The sequence below is a fragment of the Streptomyces sp. NPDC090077 genome (genome assembly GCF_044747545.1).
Lineage (GTDB): Bacteria > Actinomycetota > Actinomycetes > Streptomycetales > Streptomycetaceae > Streptomyces.
In genome coordinates this window covers 374,629-394,345 of record NZ_JBIVEG010000003.1, presented here as the reverse complement: position 1 = coordinate 394,345, position 19,717 = coordinate 374,629, and the positions used below count along the sequence as shown (strand labels likewise).

The following is a 19,717-nucleotide window of genomic DNA, read 5'->3' as shown; positions in this document are numbered from 1 at the left end:
GGGCTGATACCTGCACCAAAAGTCGACGAGAGCGGCCCAGGGACCCGACCGGCGCGACAGATCGCTACGCGCTTCTCCCGTCGCGGCGTCCGGCGGCCGTCCGGGGCTGACCGTATGGGGCGGCCTGGCCTCCCCGGGGGGGGGGAGGCCAGGCGCGGGGTGGTCAGTGCCAGGTCTGGTAGGGGCTCCTCTGGGCGTGGGTGCCGCACGGGAAGGTGCGCAGGTGGTGCTCGGGGCTGTCGTCCAGGCACAGGCCGGTCGCCTGGTTCCTGAACTCGACGGCGCCGTCGGGGTAGCGGTGGACGAACCAGCTCTCGTCCTTGGCCTTGTCACACGGCTGTGCCGAGGCGGTGCCGCGCGGGTGGTCGGTGAGGCAGAGGCCGGTCTTGCGGTTCCTCAGCTCGCGGGTGCCGTCGGCCCACTGGTGGACGTTCCACTTCTGGTGGTCGTTGCCCAGGCAGGCGTACGTGCGGACACCGGCGTCGCTGTCGTCCAGGCAGGCCGAGGTGGCGCCGTTGCGGAAGGTCTGGACGCTGTCGAGCGCGTCGGCCTCGGCGGTGGCGGCCGGTGCCAGGGCGGTGGCGAGCAGGAGGCCCGCCAGGAGGGTGGTGCGGATGCTCATGTCGGTCCTCAGTTGGTGATGTTGACGGGGCGGTAGGCGTGGTAGCCGTCGCGGCCGTTCACGCCGTAGGAGTGCTGCTTCCAGCGCGTGCCGACGCCGCCCGCCTGTTCGTAGGACTTGTAGGCGGTGTGCGCGCCGTTGGCCCAGCCGTCGAAGATGACGACGTGGCGGAAGTCGGCGCTGTTGCTGTCGGCCTTGATGACCAGGTCGCCCGGCGCGAGGTCCTTCATCGCGATGCGGCGGGTGTAGCCGTCGTTCTTGAGGGAGACGGTGTTGGGGCCGGGCTTGCGCAGGCCGAGGGCCATGGAGGCGTAGCCGGAGCAGTCCTGCCGGTAGCCGTCCTTCCAGTACTTGTTCTGGAAGTAGGGCACCGGACGGCCGTTGTTGGCGGTCAGCCAGGTCTTGGCCCGGGCGAGGACCTCCGCCCGGCTGATGCGGGGAGCCGCCTCGGCGGAGGCGGTCGCGGGGTTCGGTGCGGCGGGGGCCGTCGGCGCGGTGAGCGCGAGGGAGCCCAGGGAGAGGAGGGTGGTCAACGCGGCGGTGGCCACGCGGCGGGTGAGGTTCAAGGACATGCCCGTACTCCGTTTTCTGGCAGGGGAAATGCGCCTGTCCGGCGCTGATGGGGTCGCCGCTCACTCGACTGGGAGCCGGCTGGTGCCGAGTCTGCGGGGGGCCGGCGGGGGCTCGCAACGGTGTCCCGTTTGCTTCGGCCGAGTCGGGATCCCTACGCTTCTGACCTGCTGGGACATGACCATCCCGGGACAGGGGCGAGCATGGCGGACGTCGACGGGCGCAGTCCGGGGCAACGGCTTGGCGGGGCGTTGAGGGCTCTGCAGCAGCGGTCGGGCCGTACGCTGCGCTCCCTGGAGTCCGAGGTGATGATCAGCGACTCCTCGCTCTCCCGCTACCTGCGCGGCAGCACCGTCCCGCCGTGGAACACCGTCCGGGACCTGTGCCGGGCCCTGGGCGCGGATCCCGCGGAGTACCGGGCCCTGTGGGAGGCCGCCGACCGCAGCCAGCCCGCGGCTCCGCCCGCTCCGCCGCCGCCCCCGGCCCCGCCGTGGTGGCGGGCCCGGTGGAGGTGGCCGGCCGTCGCCGGCCTCGCCGGGCTGCTGGCCGGCGCCGCGCTCGCCTGGTTCGTTCCGCTGCCCGGGCGGGAGCCCCGCTCAGGTCCGCAGGCCGCCGAAGCCGCGGCGGCTCCGCCCCGGCACGACACGGTCCGGAACTTCGTCAACCGCTCCACGGGCAACTGCCTGGACCACAGCCTCGACCAGGGCCTGCGCTCCTTCCCGCCCAACGGCATGAGCTACCAGCGCTGGACCCTGCACCCCCTCCAGGACGGCAGCGGAACCGGCACGCTCAGGAACCACGCCTCGGGCGCCTGCCTGGCCGGCGACGCCACAGGCCTCAGCGGCCGCTCCTGCGGCAACACCGCGTCCCAGAAGTGGACCGTCACCACGTGGCCGGACGCCTCGGTGGAGGTGAAGAGCAACACCACCGGCCAGTGCCTGGACGACGGCCCCACCGGCCTCCGCCTGCGGCCCTGCGACCGCTCGGACCACCAGAAGTGGGGCTGACTCCAACCTTGGTTCCGGGGTGTCCGGAAAGCGATCGTGTCCGAGCAGGGGCTCGTTAGGTTCGTTGCATGCCTTCTACACTTGTCATCGGTTACGAGCCCCAGGCGATCCCCGGGATCGACGGGGCGGCACTCCAGACCGCGCTCGACGCGGAGATGGCCCGGTTCGGGGAACACGGCATCGACGCGGACATGGAGCTGATCGTCCACGACGAAACGGTCGAGTCCACCCTCGTCGCCGCGCTGACCAGGAAGCCGTGGAACGTCGTGATCGTCGGCGGCGGGATCCGCAAGTCCGAGCACCTGCTCCCGCTGTTCGAGCTCATCGTGAACCTGATCCCCCGCCACGCGCCCCAGGCCGCCATCGCGTTCAACTCCCAGGTGGGCGGACTGCTGGAGGCGGCCCAGCGACGGCTCTGAGCCCAAGACGGCGCCCGGACGCCGATCCGTGGGGAGCGCGTAGCGATCCGTCGCGCTTGTCGGGTACCTGGCCTGCTCTGATCGACTTTTGGTGCAGGTATCAGCCCCAGGCGGTCGTCGGACGCTGAGACGGGAGAAGCGCGTAGCGATCTGCTGCGTCCTGGCCGCGCCCCTGGCCCGGGGGTACGGACATGGGGCTCGATGCCCGGCAGGGCGGCCCCCGGCCCCTCGCCTCATCGCTGACGGGCCCGTCCCTGTTCCTTCTGCCCCGTGACCGTTCATTTGGGGGTTTCCCGGCAGTCTTTCGGCTTTCCGGGGCGGGTCGGTCGGTCAAGGGTCGCCGTAGGCGATCGCGTAGCGACGCGACCGCAGGGAGCGCCCTTGAGGGACCGGCCCGAACCGGAAGGACGATGGACTGCCGGGAAACCCCCAAACCCTCCCTGACGCCGCTCCGGAGGCGCCCGCCGCACACGGCAGCGCGGCACACATTCGGGCCGCGGGGAGCGGTAGCCGGCCGGTGTGGCGGGCATGGCACACCATGTGACCCTCCTCCGTGACATGCGCTACCCCACCCCGCACGAACTCGCCCTGGCCGGACGGGCGCTGGCGGACGAGCACCCCGGCCGGGTGCGGATGCGGCAGGCAGGTGCCTCCCGGGGCGGGCGGCCGCTGTGGCTGCTGTCCGTCGACGGGCAGCGCGGCGGGCCCCGGGAGGTGCTCGTCGTCGCCGGGGCCCATGCCAACGAGCCCGTCGGCGGGGCGACCGCGCTGGACCTCGCCCGGCGGGTGGTCCGGGCCGGGGGCGGCGGGGCGGGCTGGCACTTCCTGCTCTGTGCCGACCCGGACGGCGCCGACCTGCACCGCACCCCGCGCCCGTACTCGCTGTTGGACTACCACCGCAACTTCTACCGCCCGTCCGGGCCGGAGCAGCCCGAGTGGGCGCCGTCCCTGCTCCCCCCGGACCGGCTCCCGCCCGAGACGCGCGCCCTGACCGCGCTCCTCGACGAGCTGCGGCCCGCGTTGCAGGTCTCCCTGCACGGCACGGACCTCGGCGGGTCCTGGGTTCAGCTGACGCGCGACGTACCGGGGCTCGCCGAGCCCTTCGGGAAGTCCGCCGCCGAGCTGCGGATCCCGGTGGAGACCGGGGCCTCCGACGCCGCCGGCTGGGGCTCCCCCGGCCCGGGGATCTTCGTGATGCCGCAGGCCGGGAGCGAGGACACCCGGCTCAGCACCTGGTGCCACCGCGGGCGCGGCACCACCGCGATCGTCGAGGTCCCCATGTGGGCCTCCGACCTGGTGGACGACCCGGCCCCGCACCCCGACCCGCGGGGCGCCCTGCGGATGCTGGCGGAGCGGCTGACCGGCGAGGCGACGCGGGTGGCGGGGCTGCGGGAGGGGGTCCCGGGCAGCGGGCCGGGGGCCGCCGCGCTGCTGCGGGCGGTGGACTGGACGCTGGGGCTGATCCCGCAGGTGGCCGCCGAGTGGACGGCCCCCGGGGCGCCCGCCGAGGCCACGACGGCCTCCCTCGGCAGCATCGACGCCTTCGGGCGGCGGCTGACCCTGCGGGCCGCCGCGATGCTGCTGCGCGTCCTGCGGGCCCAGGCGCATCCGGCGGCGCCCGGCCTGGACCGCCTGGTGACGGGGTGGTGCGAGGAGTTCTCGGCCCGCTTCCAGGCCCGTTGGGTACCGGTGGCCACGCAGGTGGAGCACCAGTCGCGGACGGTGCTGGCCGCGTACCGGTGTCTTCAGACCGGCCAGGCGTAGCGCTGCTTGGGGCAGCCCGTGGCGCCGAGGCGGTCGTAGAAGCGGATCGCGCCCTCGTTCCAGCCGGGGGTCTGCCACTCGACGTGTTCCAGGCCGAGCCGGCGGGCGAGGTCGGCCACGCCCGCCATCAGAGCGGCCCCGAGGCCGTGGCCCCTGGCCTCTTCGGCGAGGTAGAGGCAGTCCATGTGGAGGTAGTGGCGGGCGTCCCAGAACGCGAATTCCTCCGAGCAGGCGGCGTATCCGGCCACGGTGCCGCCGGGGGTCTCGGCGAGCAGCACCCACAGCCGGGCGTCCTCGGCGAACAGCCGGGGTCCGAGGCGCTCGCCGAGGCCGGCGGGCCGGGGCTCGGACTTCTCGTACGCGATGTGCTCGTGGATGAGCTCGGTGAGGCGCGGGAGGTCTTCGGGGCGGGCGGGGCGCACGATGCCGGTGTGATCCATGAGCACCATCCTGCCGGGCCCCTGGCCGGGGTGGAAGCGGGTCGGAACGGGCCAGCGCCCTGGCCCGGGATCGTCCGGGACCGGGGCAAGCCCAGGTCAGGGCGATCCCAACCCAGGCCCAACCCAGGCCGACGCCGGCCCGCGGCCGACCAACCGACCGACCGCCCCCTCAGCCCGCCTCAGCCCCCCTCCGCCCGCCGGATCCTCCCCACCGTCACCGGTCCCAGTCCCGGCGGCAGGTGGCGTACCGCGGCCGCCACCGCTTCCCGGGCCGTGGTGGTCTCGGCGTACGGGTCGGTGCCCAGGAAGCCGGGGCTGACGGTGTACCGGTCGGCCGCGTGCGTGAGGACGCAGGGGCCGGCGATGGTCAGAGCCGGCCGGGTGGTGGTCGAGAAGCGGAGCACCCAGTGGCTGGTGAACGGGAAGAGGGCCCGCAGGGCCGGCTCCTCGTACGCCGCCTCGACGAGTTCCCGGTATCCCGGTCCGCCCTTCTCGGCTGCCTCCACCCTCATGCCCTGCCACTCGGACTCGGTCATCAGGACCGGGTCCTGGTCCGGCACCTCGAAGCGTCCGGTCAGCCGCACGAACGGCGCCGCGTCGCGGATCTCCTCCAGCGGCGTCCCCTCGTACCAGCCGCGCGCGGCCCGGGCGAGCTGCTCCGGGTCGTCGGTCTCGCCCTGGACGAGCGGCGCGTCCTGGAAGGAGTCCTCGCCTCGGACCGACCACCCCCGCTCGAACGCCCCCGCAGTGACGTACAGGGGGTGGCGGAGCGGCGACCGGCTCTCCACGGAGGCGTACAGGAGCTCCTCGGGACGGGAGGTGTCGGTCACGGGGAAGGGGGAGCCGCCCTCCTCCGCGAGGGCCCGCAGCATCGCGGCGAGGCTGCCGTGCGCCGCCGCGTCGGGGTACAGATCGGCTGGATCGGGTCGGTGGTCCACACCCCGATTCTGCCTCCTCCGCCTCCCCTGCCTCCTCGGCGTTCCGCTCCCCCGCCCGCCCGGCTCAGTCCTGCGAGAGCCGGAAGCTCATCCGCCCGAACCCCACCTGGTCCCCCGGCCGGACGACCGCGGCGCCCGTCACCCGGCGCCCGTTGACGGTGGTCCCGTTGGTCGATCCGAGGTCCCGCAGCAGCCAGGTCCCGTCCCGCAGGCTCAGCTCGGCGTGCGCCCGCGAGACGGTCTCGTGGCTGAGCCGCAGGCCGTTGCCGGGGTCGCGGCCGATCCGCAGCGGGCCGCCGCCCGGGTGCGGGAACAGCAGCTTGGGCAGCCGCTCCACCTGCCAGGCCCGGCGCACCCCGGCGGAGACCGCCGAGGCCCGGCCCACCCAGCCGAACAGACGCCTCGTCCAAGGGGGTTGGGTACCGAGCGGACCCTCCCGCGTCTGGAGGTCGGCGAGGAGGGGGGCGAGGTCCTCGGACCGGCGGGCGACCAGCGCGAGCTCCATGCGGCGCAGGAAGGTGTCCTGCGACAGCTTGCCGAGGGCCGCACCCTCCCTGAGCTGGCCCAGCGCCAGGTCTCGCTCCGCGTCGGAGAGCCGCGGGGCGGGGAAGGCGGGGAACTCGAAACTCGACGTCACAGGGTGATTGTCGGCCCGTCGGGTGCGGAGTGTCCAGAACTCCCCCGCCCGGCCCGGAATGATGGGCACGATACGGGCACGATTACGCATGCTGGACACCGCCGGAGACGAGGGGACCGTCCGTGCAGTTCGAGGTGTGGGCACCGCTGACAGGTCGGGTCGCCATGCGACTGAACGACACCGCCTACGACATGGCCCCCGATCCGGCCCCCGGCCGCGCGGGCTGGTGGGTGGCCGAGGCCCCGGCGGCCGACGGCGACCGGTACGGGTTCCGGCTCGGCGACGATCCGGTGGTCCGGCCCGATCCGCGCGGCCGGCGGCTGCCGGACGGCACGGAGGGGCTGTCGGCGGTGGTCGACCTGACGGCCCTCGCCCCGCACGTGCCGGCGCCGCACCTCCCGCTCCAGGACGCGGTCCTGTACGAGCTGCACGTCGGCACCTTCACCCCCGAAGGCACCTTCGCGGCGGCGGCCGGCCGCCTGGAGTACCTGGCCGGGCTGGGCGTCACGCACGTGGAGCTGATGCCGGTGTGCCCCTTCCCCGGCCGGCACGGCTGGGGGTACGACGGGGTCGCGCCGTGGGCGGTGCACGAGCCGTACGGGGGCCCGGCGGGTCTGGCGGCCTTCGTGGACTCCGCGCACGCGGCCGGGCTCGGGGTGGTGCTGGACGTGGTCCTCAACCACCTGGGCCCCTCCGGCAACCACCTGCCCGCCTTCGGCCCGTACTTCACCGACACCCGGCACACGCCGTGGGGTGCGGCGGTGAACCTGGACGCGCCCGGCTCCGACGAGGTCCGCGCGTACCTGATCGGGAGTGCGCTGGCCTGGCTGCGGGACTACCGGATCGACGGCCTGCGGCTGGACGCGGTGCACGCGCTGGCCGACGGGCGGGCGCTGTCCTTCCTGGAGGAGCTGTCGGCCGCCGTGGACGAGCTGGCGGCGGAGACCACGCGGCCGCTGTTCCTGATCGCCGAGTCCGACCAGTGCGACCCTCGCCTGACGACCCCGCGGGCGGGCGGCGGCCTCGGGATGCACGCGCAGTGGAACGACGACTTCCACCACGCCCTGCACTGCGCGCTGACCGGTGAATCGCAGGGCTACTACGCCGACTTCGCCGAGGCCCCGCTCGGCGCCCTCGCCAAGACCCTGACCCGGGCGTTCTTCCACGACGGCACCTGGTCCTCCTTCCGGGGCCGCACCCACGGCCGGCCGGTGGACCGCCGGCGCACCCCCGCGCACCGCTTCCTCGGCTACACCCAGACCCACGACCAGGTCGGCAACCGGGCGCTGGGCGACCGGCTGTCCGCCACCTGCTCCCCCGGGCTGCTGGCCTGCGCGGCGACGCTGGCGCTGACCGGTCCGTTCGTGCCGATGCTGTTCATGGGCGAGGAGTGGGGGGCGGGCACGCCCTGGCAGTACTTCACCGACCATCCCGACCCGGAGCTCGCCGAGGCGGTCCGCAGCGGCCGGCGGCGGGAGTTCGCGGCGCACGGCTGGAAGGCCGAGGAGGTCCCGGACCCGCAGGACCCGGCGACCCGCGACCGGTCCTGCCTGGACTGGGCGGAACCGGAGCGGGAGTCGCACGCCTGGCTGCTGGAGTGGTACCGGACCCTGATCCGGCTGCGCCGCACCCACCCGGACCTGCGCGACCCGGACCTGGCGGCGGTCCGGGTCGCCTACGACGAGGAGCGCCGCTGGCTGACCTTCCGGCGGGGCGAGGTGCGGGTGGTGGTGAACCTCTCGACGGAGTCGGTGACGGTCGCGCTGGGCCGCAACGGGGTGCGGGTGCTGGCGTCGTGGGAGCCGGTGGAGCATCCGGGCCCGGACGGGCGGATCCACGTACCGGGCGAGTCGGCGGTGGTGCTCGGTCCGTAGCCGCGGCCTGGGCCGTCTCTTCCGGATCTTGCCTGACCCGGAAGAGACGGCCTAGCCGACGATCGCCATCTCGCGCGGGGCGTTGTTCAGGCGGCGGCCGCCGTCCCCGGTGACGGTGACGATGTCCTCGATCCGGACACCGAACCGGCCGGGCAGGTAGACGCCGGGCTCCACGGAGAAGCACATGCCGGGGACGAGGGGCTGCTCCTCGCCCTCGACCATGTACGGCGGCTCGTGGGTGGTGACGCCGATCCCGTGGCCGGTGCGGTGGACGAAGCGTTCGCCGTAGCCGAACTCGGTGATCACGGCGCGGGCCGCCCGGTCCACGTCCTGGCAGGTCGCGCCGGGGCGGACGGTCGCGAAGCCGGCCTGCTGGGCCTCGCGGACGATGTCGTGGACGCGCTGTTCCTCGGGGGTGGGCTCGCCCACGTGGACGGTGCGGGAGATGTCGGAGCCGTAGCCGTGCTTGAGGCCGCCGAAGTCGAGGACGACCATGTCGCCGTGCCGGATGACGCGTTCGCCGGCCTCGTGGTGCGGGTTGGCGCCGTTGGGGCCGGAGCCGACGACGGTGAAGTCGACCTGGGAGTGGCCGTGCACGCGCAGCAGTCCCGCCAGGTCGGCGGCGACCTCGTTCTCGCGGCGGCCGGCGAAGGGGACGTGCAGGATCTGGGCGTAGGCGGCGTCGGCCGCGGCTCCGGCCGCCGCGAGGCGGGCCAGTTCCCGTTCGTCCTTGACGGCGCGGAGCATGGGCAGGGCGTCGGTGAGCGCGGCGTAGGTGGTGGTGGGCAGTTCCCTCTGCAGGCCGAGCAGGTGCAGCGCCCAGGTGTTGTCGCTGACGCCGAAGCGGCCGCTGACGTCGAGGAGCGGCGCGGCCACCCGGTAGGGGTCCTTGCCGTCGGTCCAGTCGCGCAGGGTCAGCGCCCCGGCGCCGGGGGCCCCGGCGGCGTCGGGGGCCTCCAGGGCGGGCACGACCAGCACGGGGTCCTGGCCGGCGGCGAGGACGAGCAGGGTGAGCCGTTCGGTCTCGGCGGTCGGGCGGTAGCCCGTGAGGTGGGTGAGGTCGGGGCCGGGGGCGATGAGGAGTCCGGCGAGTCCGGCGTCGGCGGCGCTCTGCGCGGCGGCGGCCATCCGGGCGGCGTAGTCGGCGGTGGTGAAGGCCTCGGGCTCGGGGTGGGCCGCCGGGTCAGGCGTCGGGGTGGTGGTCATACGGGGATCCTGCCGCGAGGCGTGCGGCGAGCGCAGCGGCCGCGCCGGACAGGCCGGCGGGGGCGAGCAGCTCCGTACGGTGGGCCAGGCGGGGTGCGGCGAGCGGTACGGCGACCCCGGCGCGGGCGGTCTCGGCGACCGGCCGGGGCAGCAGCACGAGGCCGTGTCCGGCGGCGGCGAGGGCGCACAGGGCGTGCAGGTCGGTGCCGTCGTAGCGCAGGGCGCGGCGTCCGGTGGTGAGCGGGAGTCCCACGTCCGGGGCGTCGAGCCAGCGCGCGTCGGCGAGGTCGTCGAGCCGGACGGCGTCCCGGGCGGCGAAGGGGTGCCCGGCGGGGAAGAGGACGGCGAGCTCCTCCTCGGCGATGCCGGTGACCCTCAGCGGGGCCACGTCGGGCAGCCGCAGCGGGTCGCTCGGGGCGGCGAGCCCGTCGACGAGCCCGAGGTCGCAGTCCCCGGCGGCGACGGCGGCCGGCACCCGGGCCGGGGGCAGGACGCGCAGGGTGACGCCGGTGGCGGGCAGGGCGGCGAGCAGCCGGGGGCCGGCGGCGGCGAGCGGGGAGGCGGCGAGGGTGATCCGGCCGGGCGGGGCGGCGGCGAGCCGCAGGACGTCGGCGCGGGCGGCGTCGAGCCTCAGCAGCAGCGGCCGGGCGTGCTCCAGCAAGCGGGCGCCGGCCGGGGTGGGGGCCACGGGCCGCCGGGTGAGCAGCTCGGTGTGCAGGTCGGCTTCCAGGGCGGCGATGTGCTGGGAGACGGCGGACTGCGTGTAGCCGAGCTCGCGTGCGGCGGCGGAGAAGGAGGCGAGGCGGGCGACGGCGGTGAAGGTGCGCAGGAGGTGCGGGTCCATGCCCGCAGGATGCCATCGCCGCCCATCAGCGCTGCTTATCGACCATTCGGGAACAATCGTTGGTGCTGAAGTGGGACCGGGCCACAGGATGATCCGCATGACCACTTCGCAGCGGGCCCACGCCCCGTCCCCTTCCCGGATGACCGTCGCCCGGATGACCGTCGCCCGGATCGCCCTCGTCGGCGACCGCTCCCCGCACGTGGAGTCCCACACCCGGATCCCGCTCCTCCTCGACGCGCTGGCCGAGCGGGAGGGGCTGGTGCTGGACGCCTGCTGGATCCCGACCGCGGCGGCGGAGGCGGAGGCCGCGGCGGGGACCCTGGCCGGGTTCGACGCGGTGTGGGTGCTGCCGGGCAGCCCGTACGCGAGCGAGGCGGGGGCGCTGGCAGCGGTCCGGGTGGCCCGGGAGGAGGGCGTCCCCTTCCTCGGGACGTGCGGCGGCTTCCAGCACGCGCTGCTGGAGTACGCCCGCCACGTGTGCGGGCTGGCAGGGGCCGCGCACGCCGAGAACGACCCGGGGGCGGACGACCCGCTGATCGCACCGCTGGCCTGTTCGCTGGCCGGGCACGAGGCGCTGGTGCGGGCCGAGCCCGGTTCGCTGGCAGAGTCGGCGCTCGGGGCGGAGCGGTCGACGGAGCGCTACCACTGCCACTACGGTCCGGCGCCCCGCCACCTGCCGGTGCTCGCCGCGCACGGGCTGCGGCTGTCGGGGCACGACGAGGACGGCGCGGTGCGGACGGCCGAGCTGCCGGGGCACCCGTTCTTCCTGGCGACCCTGTTCCAGCCGGAGCTCTCCGGGGACGGTTCGCGGCCGCATCCGGTGATCCGGGCACTGGCGGTCGCGGCGGTCGCCCGCGCCGCGGCCCGCGCGGAGGGGGCGCTCGCGGAGGGGGCGCTCGCGGTCGGCGGCCGGGCGGCCGGATAACCCGTCGCGGGAGCACCCCGCGGATCGGCTATGCTGTGCATGCACAACGAACGGGCGGTCCGCCGCCCTTCGTGGTGGGTGTAGCTCAGCTGGTAGAGCACCTGGTTGTGGTCCAGGTGGCCGCGGGTTCAAGTCCCGTCACTCACCCTTTCGGTCCCGTAGGGGGTACGAGGTTCGCCTCGTACCCCCTACGGGCTTTCCGGGTCCGGGTCCGGAGCCGGGTCAGCCGCGCAGGAAGGCCTCCACCTCCGTGGCGAAGGCCACCGGGGTCTCCTGGGGCGGGTAGTGGCCGGCGCCGGGGATCGTGACGATCCTGCAGTTCGGGTAGGTGGCCTGCCAGGTGGCCCGCATCACCTCGGCCGTCAGCGCCAGGTCGTACTCGCCGACCAGGACGAGCACCGGCACGGTGCTGCCCTTGACGGCGGTGAACAGGTCGCGGGGCTGCCAGTCGGCGAGGTAGCCGGCGAAGGCCTCGGGGCGGGAGACGTCGAGGGAGTGGCGGACCATGCGCTCCAGCCAGTGGCGGCCCGCCCGGTTGCCGGTGACGAGGTCGAGGATGGCCCGCCGCTTGTCGGGGTCCTCGGCGGCCCCGTAGAAGAGGGCGTGGGTCGCGTCGTCCATCGCGTAGGGCCCGGCGGGCACGGGGGTGAGCCCGATCAGCTTCTCGACGCGCTCGGGGGCGCGGGCCAGCACCTGCTGGGCGGCCTTGCCGCCCATGGAGTGGCCGAGGAGGGAGAAGGTGTCCCAGCCGAGCTGGTCGGCGAGGCCGAGGACGTCGTCGGCGATCTCGGGCAGGCTGTAGCGGCCGGCGACGTCCCGGCGCTCGCCGTAGCCGCGGTAGTCGAGGAAGGCGTACGAGAACCCCTGCGGGTCCAGGTAGTCGAGCACGGAGCCCCAGTTGGCGGAGGTCCCGAACCAGTCGTGCAGCACGATGACGCGGACGGGTCCGGTGCCGATCCGGCGATGGGCGATGGCCATGCGTTCTCCCTCGGTGACGGGGGTGGTGGGAACCGACGCCGTACGTTCTGCCCATCCGGCCTACGATCACACCGTGCCGACGAAACCACCCCGCAGGCCGCTGGCCATGGGCGACTTCTCGCGGGCCGACGGGGCCCGCCACCCGCACCACCCCACGAGCTACGAGATCACCGACCAGGCGGAGATCCGCGAGGTCCGGGCCGTCCGGCGGATCGGCCGGCAGCGTGCCGCCGCCTCGGCCGCCACGGGCGTCGTCTTCTGCTCGTGCGGGGACGACGACGGCACCGCGCACCCCACCCCCGAGTCGAACCGGCTGCTCGACCCGCTGTCGCCCGAGGGCATCCCCGCCCGGCACCGGGACCGCTGGGCCGCGGCCGCGCCCGCGGTGCTGCGGGAGTACGCCGGGGCCCTGGCCGGGGGCGAGGAGGAGCCGGCCCCGCCGCACGGGGTGCCGTACGCGGTGGTCTTCGGCTGGCTCGGCACCCCGCGCCCCGAGCCCCGCGACGCGGCGTGGCTGCTCGCCGAGCGGGGCCCCTGGCGGCTGCTGGCCGGGGTGGGCACGGAGGAACTCGCCTGGGCGGTGCGGGAGACGGACCGGGCGGGGCTGGAGGGGGCGGTGCGGTTCTTCGCGAGCGAGGAGTTCACCACCCGCCACCCCAAGCGCCGCCGCGTCCCCGACACCGCCCGCGACCTGCTGCTCCGGCACGCCCGCAGCCACCGCCCCGGGGACCTGGCGGTCCTGGAGCGGCGGCTGCTGCGCACACCGGACGACCGGATCAGACGGTCTTGATCGCCGGGTCCGAGACGCTCGGGGCGCCCGTCTCCACGTGCCCCGCGAAGCGGCGCAGGAAGGTCGCGTCGGCGTCCGAGACCACGGAGACGTCGTACCAGCGGCCCGAGGTGCGCAGGTCGACGGTGTGGGAGACGGTGGCGCCCGGGTTGACCCGGAAGGTCTGGGCTGCGCCGCCGTAGGTGTTGGTCACCGTGAGGTTCACCGCGGTGGTGCCCCCGTTGACCAGGGTCAGGGCCAGGTTGCCGGTGGCGTCCACGTGGCGGGCCGTGGCCTCGGGGCCCGCCTTCTTGGCCGGGCCCTTCCAGGTGCGCAGGAAGCCGTTGGGGCCCCAGACCGTGAGGTCGATCTTGTTGCCGGTGGAGCTGCTGGTGCTCCACGTGTCCGACAGGGTCTTGCCCGCCTCGACCGTGTAGGGCCAGGGGCCGTCCGTGCGGTTGCCCGAGGTGCTGTGGAAGTGGGCGCCGAGCTTGGGGCCGGAGGAGAAGGTGAGCGTGAACTTGCCCGTCGAGACGGTGCGGGCGCCGTCCACGTACGGGCTGTAGCCGAGCGCACGGGCCGGCTTGGAGCCCGCTTCCTGCTTGGGCAGGGTGCCCGTGGCCGGCACGGCCGGGGTGTAGGACGGGTGGCGGTTCTTGTCCGGCGGGACGTATCCGGCCGTGGAGGGCAGCGCGGCGGGCGCGGCGTCGGCCAGGGTGAAGTCGAACGCCGAGGTCAGGTCGCCGCAGACGGCGCGGCGCCACGGCGAGATGTTGGGCTCCTGCACCCCGAAGCGCTTCTCCATGAAGCGGATCACCGAGGTGTGGTCGAAGGTCTCGGAGCATACGTAGCCGCCCTTGCTCCACGGCGAGACCACGATCATCGGGACGCGCGGGCCGAGCCCGTAGGGTCCGGCCGCGTAGCCGGAGACGCCCCCGGTGTACAGGTCGCGGGTGACGTCGGCCGTGGACAGGCCCCACGCCGAGGAGGCCGGCGGGTACGGCGGGACGACGTGGTCGAAGAACCCGTCGTTCTCGTCGTAGGTGATGAAGAGGGCGGTCTTCGCCCACACGGCCGGGTTCGCCGTCAGGGAGTCCAGCACCTGCGAGATGTACCAGGCGCCGAAGTTCGTCGGCCAGTTGGCGTGCTCGCTGAAGGCCTCGGGGGCGGCGATCCAGGAGACCTGCGGGAGGGTGCCGTTCACCACGTCGGCGCGCAGCCGGTCGAAGTAGCCTTCGCCCGCCTTGGCGTTCGTGCCCGTACGGGCCTTCTCGTACAGGGGGCTGCCGGGCGCGGCGTTGCGGTAGGCGTTGAAGTACAGGAGCGAGTTGTCGCCGTAGTTGCCGCGGAAGGCGTCGTTGATCCAGCCCCAGTGGCCGGCCGCGTCCAGGCCGTCGCCTATGTCCTGGTAGACCTTCCAGGAGACTCCGGCGGCCTCCAGGCGCTCGGGGTAGGTCTTCCAGCCGTAGCCGGCCTCCTGGTTGCCGAGGACCGGGCCGCCGCCCGTGCCGTCGTTGCCGGTGTGGCCCGACCACAGGTAGTAGCGGTTGGGGTCGGTGGCGCCGATGAAGGAGCAGTGGTAGGCGTCGCAGACCGTGAAGGCGTCGGCGAGGGCGTAGTGGAACGGGATGTCGTTCCGCGTCATGTACGACATGGTCGTGGCCGTCTTGGCCGGGACCCACTTGTCGTACTTGCCGTTGTTGTAGGCCTGGTGGCCGCCGGCCCAGTCGTGGTCCAGGCCGGTGAGGAACTGCATGCCGAGGTCCGCCACCTGCGGGTGGAAGGGCAGGACGTCCTTCGAGCCGTTCGACTGGTGGAAGACCGACTTGCCGTTGTCCTGGATGACCGGCCGCGGGTCGCCGAAGCCCCGGACGCCCTTCATCGAACCGAAGTAGTGGTCGAAGGAACGGTTCTCCTGCATGAGGACGACGATGTGCTCGATGTCCTGGATCGTGCCGGTGGTGCCCTGCGCCGAGATGGCGGCGGCCCGCGCGATGCTGTCGCCCAGCATCGTGACGGCGGCGGTGCCGCCGGCGATCTGGAGGAACCTGCGCCGGTTGAGTTCAGCCATGGGTGACGACCTCTAGGGGGGTAAGGGGGGATCGAGGGGCGCCCCAAGGACAGCGGTCCCGGGGTACCGGCCGGAGATCCCCGTCTGACGTCGGGCCGTACAGCGGGCGAACGGAAGCCCCTGTGGACGGAGCTCCCGGGCGTCCCCGATATCTGCTGGAATGGCCTCCACACACTGCAACGGGGGGCGCAGACGGATGGCGGGGGACGTGAAGGGGAGTGCCGTGCGCTCCGCTGCGGGTACGGTACGGGCAACCACGCCCCGCTCAACAGACCCTGACGTCACGTCAGTTCGGAGTGGGGCGGGTTCCGGCCGGGCGGGGGGCCGGGCATGAGCCTCCCCCAGCTGCACTACGCGGGCGGCCCCGAGGGCTCCGGCTTCACCTCCGTCACCCCGGGGGTGGGCGGGGAGCTGCTGCGCGAGGCGGAGCCGCTGCTGCGGTACGAGCCGCCGCGGCGGGCGCCGTCCGCCGGGTTCCCCGAGGCGCTGTCGCTGAGCCTGCTCTCCGACGGGAGCCGGCTGCTGTCCCGTGCGGTGCACACCGGTGCGGGCTTCGACTTCGACTCCGGGTACGGCGCCGGTTCCGGGTCCGAATCCGGGTCCGTTTCCGGGGAGGGCTTCCACGCGCACGCCGTGCACCTGCCCGAGCCCGCCGGGGCGGGCCCCGCGCGGCTGCTGCCGGTGACCGCCTGGGGTTCCGCGGAGTGGGCGGAGCGGACCCCGGCGGGCGGGCCGCCCCCGCCGCTGGAGCGGATACCCGCGCCGGGGCGGCACGACCGGGCGGCGCTGGCCGCCTTCGTCGCCGCCCGGGGGCCGTGGCTCGCGGGGTTCTTCGCCGATGTGCGGCGGGCCGCGGAGGAGCCGGACGCCCCGCGCGTGCTGCTGGTGGAGGAGGACAGCGCGGCCGTGGCCCGCTGGGTGATGCTGGCCTGCGGGGTGCTGCCGCACGAGCGGGGACAGTGGCTGACCTTCACCACCTACGCCCGGCGGCCGCTGCTCGCCCCGCAGCGGCTGGTCGGGGTGCTGCCCGGCGACGAGCCGTCGCGGCCGGGGCCGTGGCGGGTGTACGGGGCCGCGGGGGCGGGCGTCCCCGGGGAGTGCGGGGACCTGTGGGCGCGGACGGCCGCCGCGGTGTGGCTGGCGGAGCGGCCCGAACTGTTCGCGCGGGTCCGGCGCCTGCCGGCGGACCCGTACGCGGCGGGCCCGCTGGCCTCGCTGGCACTGGCCGCCGGGATCCCCCTGGAGCCGGCGGCCCGCGAAGCCGCCGCCGAGTGGGACGGCACGGCCGGGCCGGATGCCACCCGGATGCCGGGGCCCGTGCCGGGGGCCGGGGTCGGGACCGGGGCCCGGACCGGTCCCGGGCCCGAAGCCGTCCCGGGGCCCGACCCCGAGGGTGGAGCCGGGACCAGGCCCGAGGTTGAGGCAGGGGCCCAGACCGGGGCCGGGTCCTGGCCCGCGGTCGGGGGCGCGGCCCAGGCCGGGACCAACCCCCAGGCAGGGCCCGAAGCCCAGGCCGGGACCGGGGCCGGGACCCAGGCCGAGGCCGGGCACCAGGCCCTGTCGGGGCCCGAGGCCGAGGTGGGAGCCGGGACGCAGAGCAGGACCGGGCCCTGGACCGCGGCCGGGGGCGGCAGCGGGGGCGGGACCGGGCCTCAGGCCGGGGCCGGGGAGGCGTTGCCCGATGTGGCGCGGCGGTTGGCGCAGGCGCTGATCAGTGACCCGGAACGGGCGTACGGGGGGCGGGAGCGGGACTCGCTGGCGGAGTCGCCCGTGCTCCGGGCCCTCGTCCTCGACCGGCTGGACGCGCTCGCAGCGGGCGATCCGGCCGCCGGGGCCCGGCTGTTCGAGCGGACGGGGCTGCGACTGGGCGCGGCGGAGGCGCTGCCGCACCTGCGGATGTGCGCCCGGGCGGCGGAGGGGGCGGACCCGGGCGCGGACCGGGTCGTCGCGCTGGACGCCCTGCTCCGGGAGGCCGGGGTCTCGCTGTACGCCGAGCCGCTCGTGCTGCGCACCGGGATGCGGCTGGTCTGGGCCGGGCACCCGCCGGAGGCGGCCGAGGCGGGGCTGCTGCTGGCGACGACGGGGGCCGGCGTGCACCGGGACGCCGGCACCTGGGAGCTGCTCGCCCGGTCCGCCGCGCAGGCCCCCGCGGACGACGGGGCCGCGGCGGACCTCGCGCCGGAGGTGCTGCGGCACTTCGGGACGGAGCTCGCGGACGGGGTGCGTCCCGCGCTGCTGCTGTGGGAGCTGGTCCGGGACCTGCGCGCGGGCGGCCCGGCCGGGGAACTGCTGCGCCGGGCCCTGGAGCTGGGGGCCCTGTCGCCTGAGCCGGGCGCGCGGGAGGCGGCGTACGCGGCGGTGGCCGGGCGGCTGCTCGCGCGGGACGGGGCCGAGGAGCCGGCGCTGCGGGCCCTGGCGGGCAGTGAGGACCCCGGTCTGCTGGCCGCGTACCGGCGGGCGGCCGGCTCCGCCCCCGTGGCGGAGCTGCTGCGGGGCGACCCGGCCTACCTCGCCTCCTGCTACGCCGCCTGGTCGGCGCAGCCGCAGGCCGGGCCGCTGTGGCGGGACACGCGTACGGAGCTGCTCGAAGGGGTGCTGCGGCCGCTGGTCCGGGAGCTGCCGGCCGCGCACCTGGCGGCGGCCGGCCGGGAGCTGGCCCGCGGCGGCGACGACCACCGGGCGCGGGAGTTCCGGGCCTGGTGGCGGCCGTCCGCCTCCGGCCGGCTGCGCGGCGCCCTGCGGGCGGTCATCCCCCGAGCAGGACGCTGATCTGCTGGGCGAGGGCCAGTCCGGCGCTGCCCGCGCCCAGGCCGAGGGTGATGGTCTCCAGACTGCGCCGGACCAGCCCCGGTTCGGGGGCGCGCTGTTCCCGGCCGGCCTCTTCCAGTTCGCCGCGCAGAGCGTCCGCCGCGTCGATGCGCTCCGGCCCGGCGTCCCGGGCCGCGAGCCAGCCGGCGAGTTCGGCGGCCAGCCGCAGGACGCGGGCGGCGTCGTCGTCCTCCTCCCGCCCGGTGTTGATCACGCCGTGGTCGCCGTAGTTGCCGGGGCCGTTGACGTTGCCGTGGAAGTGGTACGTGCCCATGCGGGGCTCCTCGTCCGGTGTCGTGGGTGGGGGCCCGCGGGTCAGGGCTTGGCGGGCGCCGGGGCGGGTCCCGGGCCGCCGGGGGCCGGGCCGCCGGGGGCCGGGAACGGGCCGGGGGCTGACGTGTTCACCGTGCCGCCCGCGCCGAAGTTGGCCGGCCCGTTGACGGGGCCCTGGAAGGTGTAGTTGTGGTGGTTGATGATCTTCCGGGCCTCGTCGAAGGAGCTGGTGTCGACGTTGTGGGCCTTCAGGAACCGCTCGGTCGCGGTGAGGACGCCCTGCTGGAGGCGCTGGAAGCAGTCCAGTGCGTCCGTCTGCTCGGTGAACCCCATCCGCGCCCAGTCGCCGGCCCGTTCCCGGATCCCGCCGGTCGCCCCGTAGTCGAACTCGATGTGCCTCCGGCCGATGCCCCAGCGCCAGTACCGCAGCCGGCACAGGCGCAGGACCCGTACCCAGCCCCGGCGCAGCAGCCGGGCGGGGGCCTTGAACAGGAGTCCCGGGAAGCGGCGGGTGCCGGTGAAGAGCAGGGTGGACCAGCGGCCGAAGGGGTCCAGCCTGAGGGTGCGGACCGCGTCGAACTCCTCCCGCAGGGGCGGGAGGACGTAGGCGGCCACCTCCCAGGTGAGGCTGGGGGGCTGGAGCCGGGCCCGGAGGTGCATGGAGACGATGACCCGGCCGCCCTCGCCGGCGCGTTCCATGCTCAGGTACGTCCGCATGCCGGCGCCGGGCCGGGCGAGGGCCGCCCGCACCAGCTCCTGCGGGACGACGGGGCGCGGCGGCCGCAGCTGGTCGGGCAGCAGTTCCGGGCCCGTGTAGCCGACCCGGGTGCCGAGTACGTACAGCCGGTCCTGGGTGCGCAGCCCTTCCAGGCCGGCGATGGTGCCCATCTGCCCGGCGACGAAGTCATGGAGCTCGGCCACGTCGAAGGGGATGATCCCCGGGGGTGGTCCGCCCGCGGGGCCGGCGGCGGGCGTTCCGACGTCGATGGGCTGCCAGACCCGCTGCATGAGGGCCCGGCCGCTGCCGACGAACGGGCTGTCGTGCCCGGCCTCCTGGTGGTACGGCAGGGCGTTGGCCTCCTCCTGCTCGCGCAGCGCGGCCTCGGCCTCCGGGGCGAGCGGGGGAACCAGCCCGCCGAGGTAGCCCTTGTCCCTGGCGGCGCGCAGGGCCGTGGTCCGCGCCCGGTGTTCGGCGGCCAGCACCAGCAGCCAGGCGCCGAGCACCCCGCCGACGAGCGCGAGGCGGGAGATCCCCAGCAGGAGGTCGGGCCGGTCGGTGGCGCTCGCGTAGACGCGGAGCCCGACGCCGCACGCCAGCGTCGCGAGGAGGCCCGTCAGCAGGGCGTCGCGCAGGAGGGTGCGGCGGGTCGCGGCGCGTGCGTGCCGGGCCACGGCCACCAGGTCGAGGCCCACTGCGGGGCCGAGGGCGGCCAGCCGGTCGCCGGTCAGTTCTGCATCCGTCGCGTGCGCGAACTCGTCGTCCAGGTGTGCGGCCGCGCTCAGCAGCCGGCTGGTGGCGTCGTCCCCGTAGCTGACGAGTCCGGGTAAGGCTCTGCCGTCCGCCATGTTCCC

Annotated in this window: 18 protein-coding genes and 1 tRNA gene; 8 read left to right on the top strand and 11 right to left on the bottom strand. The window is 75.2% G+C overall.

The genetic code is table 11. The annotated features are described in order from the left end of the window. Positions 1 to 163: 163 nt before the first annotated feature. Together ACIPW5_RS08660 and ACIPW5_RS08655 are read right to left on the bottom strand one after the other, a co-directional pair. Positions 164 to 622: an RICIN domain-containing protein gene (locus tag ACIPW5_RS08660; RefSeq protein ID WP_401242202.1), complete on the bottom strand. Its 459-nt coding sequence runs from the start codon at positions 620 to 622 to the stop codon at positions 164 to 166. Positions 623 to 630: 8 nt separating this feature from the next. Continuing rightward, positions 631 to 1,194, bottom strand: coding sequence for a hypothetical protein (locus tag ACIPW5_RS08655; RefSeq protein ID WP_401242200.1), 564 nt, complete (start codon positions 1,192 to 1,194; stop codon positions 631 to 633). 201 nt (positions 1,195 to 1,395) lie between these two features. On the opposite strand from ACIPW5_RS08655, the gene ACIPW5_RS08650 reads away from it, so the two are divergent. The 3 genes from ACIPW5_RS08650 (at position 1,396) to ACIPW5_RS08640 (ending at position 4,382) form a co-directional block, all read left to right on the top strand. Beyond that, entirely contained in the window at positions 1,396 to 2,199 is an 804-nt protein-coding gene (locus tag ACIPW5_RS08650; protein ID WP_401242199.1) for a helix-turn-helix domain-containing protein, read from the top strand. A 68-nt stretch (positions 2,200 to 2,267) separates the two neighbouring features. Beyond that, positions 2,268 to 2,618, top strand: coding sequence for a hypothetical protein (locus ACIPW5_RS08645; protein WP_401242197.1), 351 nt, complete (start codon positions 2,268 to 2,270; stop codon positions 2,616 to 2,618). Between the two features lie 540 nt (positions 2,619 to 3,158). Continuing rightward, on the top strand, positions 3,159 to 4,382 hold the full coding sequence (locus ACIPW5_RS08640; RefSeq protein ID WP_401242251.1) for a M14 family zinc carboxypeptidase: 1,224 nt from the start codon (positions 3,159 to 3,161) through the stop codon (positions 4,380 to 4,382). On the opposite strand, the gene ACIPW5_RS08635 is transcribed toward ACIPW5_RS08640, so the two are convergent. From ACIPW5_RS08635 to ACIPW5_RS08625, 3 genes are all read right to left on the bottom strand, one after another. Continuing rightward, positions 4,364 to 4,822, bottom strand: coding sequence for a GNAT family N-acetyltransferase (locus ACIPW5_RS08635; protein ID WP_401242194.1), 459 nt, complete (start codon positions 4,820 to 4,822; stop codon positions 4,364 to 4,366). The genes ACIPW5_RS08640 and ACIPW5_RS08635 overlap by 19 nt on opposite strands. A gap of 179 nt (positions 4,823 to 5,001) precedes the next feature. Next, positions 5,002 to 5,760 carry a DUF6193 family natural product biosynthesis protein gene (locus tag ACIPW5_RS08630; RefSeq protein WP_401242191.1) on the bottom strand — a complete coding sequence of 253 codons (759 nt, stop codon included), beginning with the start codon at positions 5,758 to 5,760 and terminating at the stop codon, positions 5,002 to 5,004. 64 nt (positions 5,761 to 5,824) lie between these two features. Then, the gene (locus tag ACIPW5_RS08625) at positions 5,825 to 6,397 is read right to left on the bottom strand and encodes an FHA domain-containing protein (protein WP_401242188.1); all 573 of its coding nucleotides are present in this window, start codon (positions 6,395 to 6,397) and stop codon (positions 5,825 to 5,827) included. 122 nt (positions 6,398 to 6,519) lie between these two features. Here ACIPW5_RS08625 and treZ point away from each other — a divergent pair, with 122 nt between their 5' ends. Next, positions 6,520 to 8,271: a malto-oligosyltrehalose trehalohydrolase gene (gene treZ, locus ACIPW5_RS08620; protein ID WP_401242185.1), complete on the top strand. Its 1,752-nt coding sequence runs from the start codon at positions 6,520 to 6,522 to the stop codon at positions 8,269 to 8,271. 51 nt (positions 8,272 to 8,322) lie between these two features. On the opposite strand, the gene ACIPW5_RS08615 is transcribed toward treZ, so the two are convergent. Together ACIPW5_RS08615 and ACIPW5_RS08610 are read right to left on the bottom strand one after the other, a co-directional pair. After that, complete coding sequence (locus tag ACIPW5_RS08615; RefSeq protein ID WP_401242183.1) at positions 8,323 to 9,477, bottom strand: M24 family metallopeptidase; 1,155 nt, start codon at positions 9,475 to 9,477, stop codon at positions 8,323 to 8,325. Continuing rightward, complete coding sequence (locus ACIPW5_RS08610; protein ID WP_401242180.1) at positions 9,455 to 10,321, bottom strand: LysR family transcriptional regulator; 867 nt, start codon at positions 10,319 to 10,321, stop codon at positions 9,455 to 9,457. Before ACIPW5_RS08610 ends, ACIPW5_RS08615 begins: the two co-directional genes overlap by 23 nt. Positions 10,322 to 10,475: 154 nt before the next feature. Here ACIPW5_RS08610 and ACIPW5_RS08605 point away from each other — a divergent pair, with 154 nt between their 5' ends. Together ACIPW5_RS08605 and ACIPW5_RS08600 are read left to right on the top strand one after the other, a co-directional pair. Beyond that, the gene (locus ACIPW5_RS08605; RefSeq protein WP_401242249.1) at positions 10,476 to 11,246 is read left to right on the top strand and encodes a hypothetical protein; all 771 of its coding nucleotides are present in this window, start codon (positions 10,476 to 10,478) and stop codon (positions 11,244 to 11,246) included. Positions 11,247 to 11,320: 74 nt separating this feature from the next. Beyond that, positions 11,321 to 11,393, top strand: a tRNA-His gene (locus ACIPW5_RS08600). Positions 11,394 to 11,468: 75 nt separating this feature from the next. On the opposite strand, the gene ACIPW5_RS08595 is transcribed toward ACIPW5_RS08600, so the two are convergent. After that, positions 11,469 to 12,224, bottom strand: a complete 756-nt coding sequence (locus ACIPW5_RS08595) for an alpha/beta fold hydrolase (RefSeq protein WP_401242177.1) — start codon at positions 12,222 to 12,224, stop codon at positions 11,469 to 11,471. A 73-nt stretch (positions 12,225 to 12,297) separates the two neighbouring features. Between ACIPW5_RS08595 and ACIPW5_RS08590 the strand changes: the two genes are divergently transcribed. After that, on the top strand, positions 12,298 to 13,014 hold the full coding sequence (locus ACIPW5_RS08590) for a hypothetical protein (RefSeq protein ID WP_401242174.1): 717 nt from the start codon (positions 12,298 to 12,300) through the stop codon (positions 13,012 to 13,014). On the opposite strand, the gene ACIPW5_RS08585 is transcribed toward ACIPW5_RS08590, so the two are convergent. After that, positions 13,001 to 15,064 carry a phosphocholine-specific phospholipase C gene (locus tag ACIPW5_RS08585; RefSeq protein WP_401242171.1) on the bottom strand — a complete coding sequence of 688 codons (2,064 nt, stop codon included), beginning with the start codon at positions 15,062 to 15,064 and terminating at the stop codon, positions 13,001 to 13,003. The genes ACIPW5_RS08590 and ACIPW5_RS08585 overlap by 14 nt on opposite strands. Before the next feature lie 330 nt (positions 15,065 to 15,394). Here ACIPW5_RS08585 and ACIPW5_RS08580 point away from each other — a divergent pair, with 330 nt between their 5' ends. Next, on the top strand, positions 15,395 to 17,833 hold the full coding sequence (locus tag ACIPW5_RS08580) for a GTPase-associated protein 1-related protein (protein ID WP_401242168.1): 2,439 nt from the start codon (positions 15,395 to 15,397) through the stop codon (positions 17,831 to 17,833). Here ACIPW5_RS08580 and ACIPW5_RS08575 read toward each other — a convergent pair. Next, complete coding sequence (locus ACIPW5_RS08575; protein ID WP_401242165.1) at positions 17,811 to 18,146, bottom strand: hypothetical protein; 336 nt, start codon at positions 18,144 to 18,146, stop codon at positions 17,811 to 17,813. The two genes, ACIPW5_RS08580 and ACIPW5_RS08575, sit on opposite strands and share 23 nt — an antisense overlap. 41 nt (positions 18,147 to 18,187) lie before the next feature. Then, positions 18,188 to 19,711, bottom strand: a complete 1,524-nt coding sequence (locus ACIPW5_RS08570; RefSeq protein WP_401242162.1) for a hypothetical protein — start codon at positions 19,709 to 19,711, stop codon at positions 18,188 to 18,190. Positions 19,712 to 19,717: the final 6 nt, after the last annotated feature.

Coding starts and splice junctions, on each gene's coding strand:
- ACIPW5_RS08595 (WP_401242177.1), bottom strand. CDS start 12,224: ATGGCCATCGCCCATCGCCGGATCGGCACCGGACCCGTCCGCGTCATC.
- ACIPW5_RS08585 (WP_401242171.1), bottom strand. CDS start 15,064: ATGGCTGAACTCAACCGGCGCAGGTTCCTCCAGATCGCCGGCGGCACC.
- ACIPW5_RS08580 (WP_401242168.1), top strand. CDS start 15,395: ATGAGCCTCCCCCAGCTGCACTACGCGGGCGGCCCCGAGGGCTCCGGC.
- ACIPW5_RS08610 (WP_401242180.1), bottom strand. CDS start 10,321: ATGGACCCGCACCTCCTGCGCACCTTCACCGCCGTCGCCCGCCTCGCC.
- ACIPW5_RS08635 (WP_401242194.1), bottom strand. CDS start 4,822: ATGGATCACACCGGCATCGTGCGCCCCGCCCGCCCCGAAGACCTCCCG.
- ACIPW5_RS08645 (WP_401242197.1), top strand. CDS start 2,268: ATGCCTTCTACACTTGTCATCGGTTACGAGCCCCAGGCGATCCCCGGG.
- ACIPW5_RS08605 (WP_401242249.1), top strand. CDS start 10,476: ATGACCGTCGCCCGGATCGCCCTCGTCGGCGACCGCTCCCCGCACGTG.
- ACIPW5_RS08650 (WP_401242199.1), top strand. CDS start 1,396: ATGGCGGACGTCGACGGGCGCAGTCCGGGGCAACGGCTTGGCGGGGCG.
- ACIPW5_RS08575 (WP_401242165.1), bottom strand. CDS start 18,146: ATGGGCACGTACCACTTCCACGGCAACGTCAACGGCCCCGGCAACTAC.
- ACIPW5_RS08570 (WP_401242162.1), bottom strand. CDS start 19,711: ATGGCGGACGGCAGAGCCTTACCCGGACTCGTCAGCTACGGGGACGAC.
- ACIPW5_RS08660 (WP_401242202.1), bottom strand. CDS start 622: ATGAGCATCCGCACCACCCTCCTGGCGGGCCTCCTGCTCGCCACCGCC.
- ACIPW5_RS08615 (WP_401242183.1), bottom strand. CDS start 9,477: ATGACCACCACCCCGACGCCTGACCCGGCGGCCCACCCCGAGCCCGAG.
- ACIPW5_RS08655 (WP_401242200.1), bottom strand. CDS start 1,194: ATGTCCTTGAACCTCACCCGCCGCGTGGCCACCGCCGCGTTGACCACC.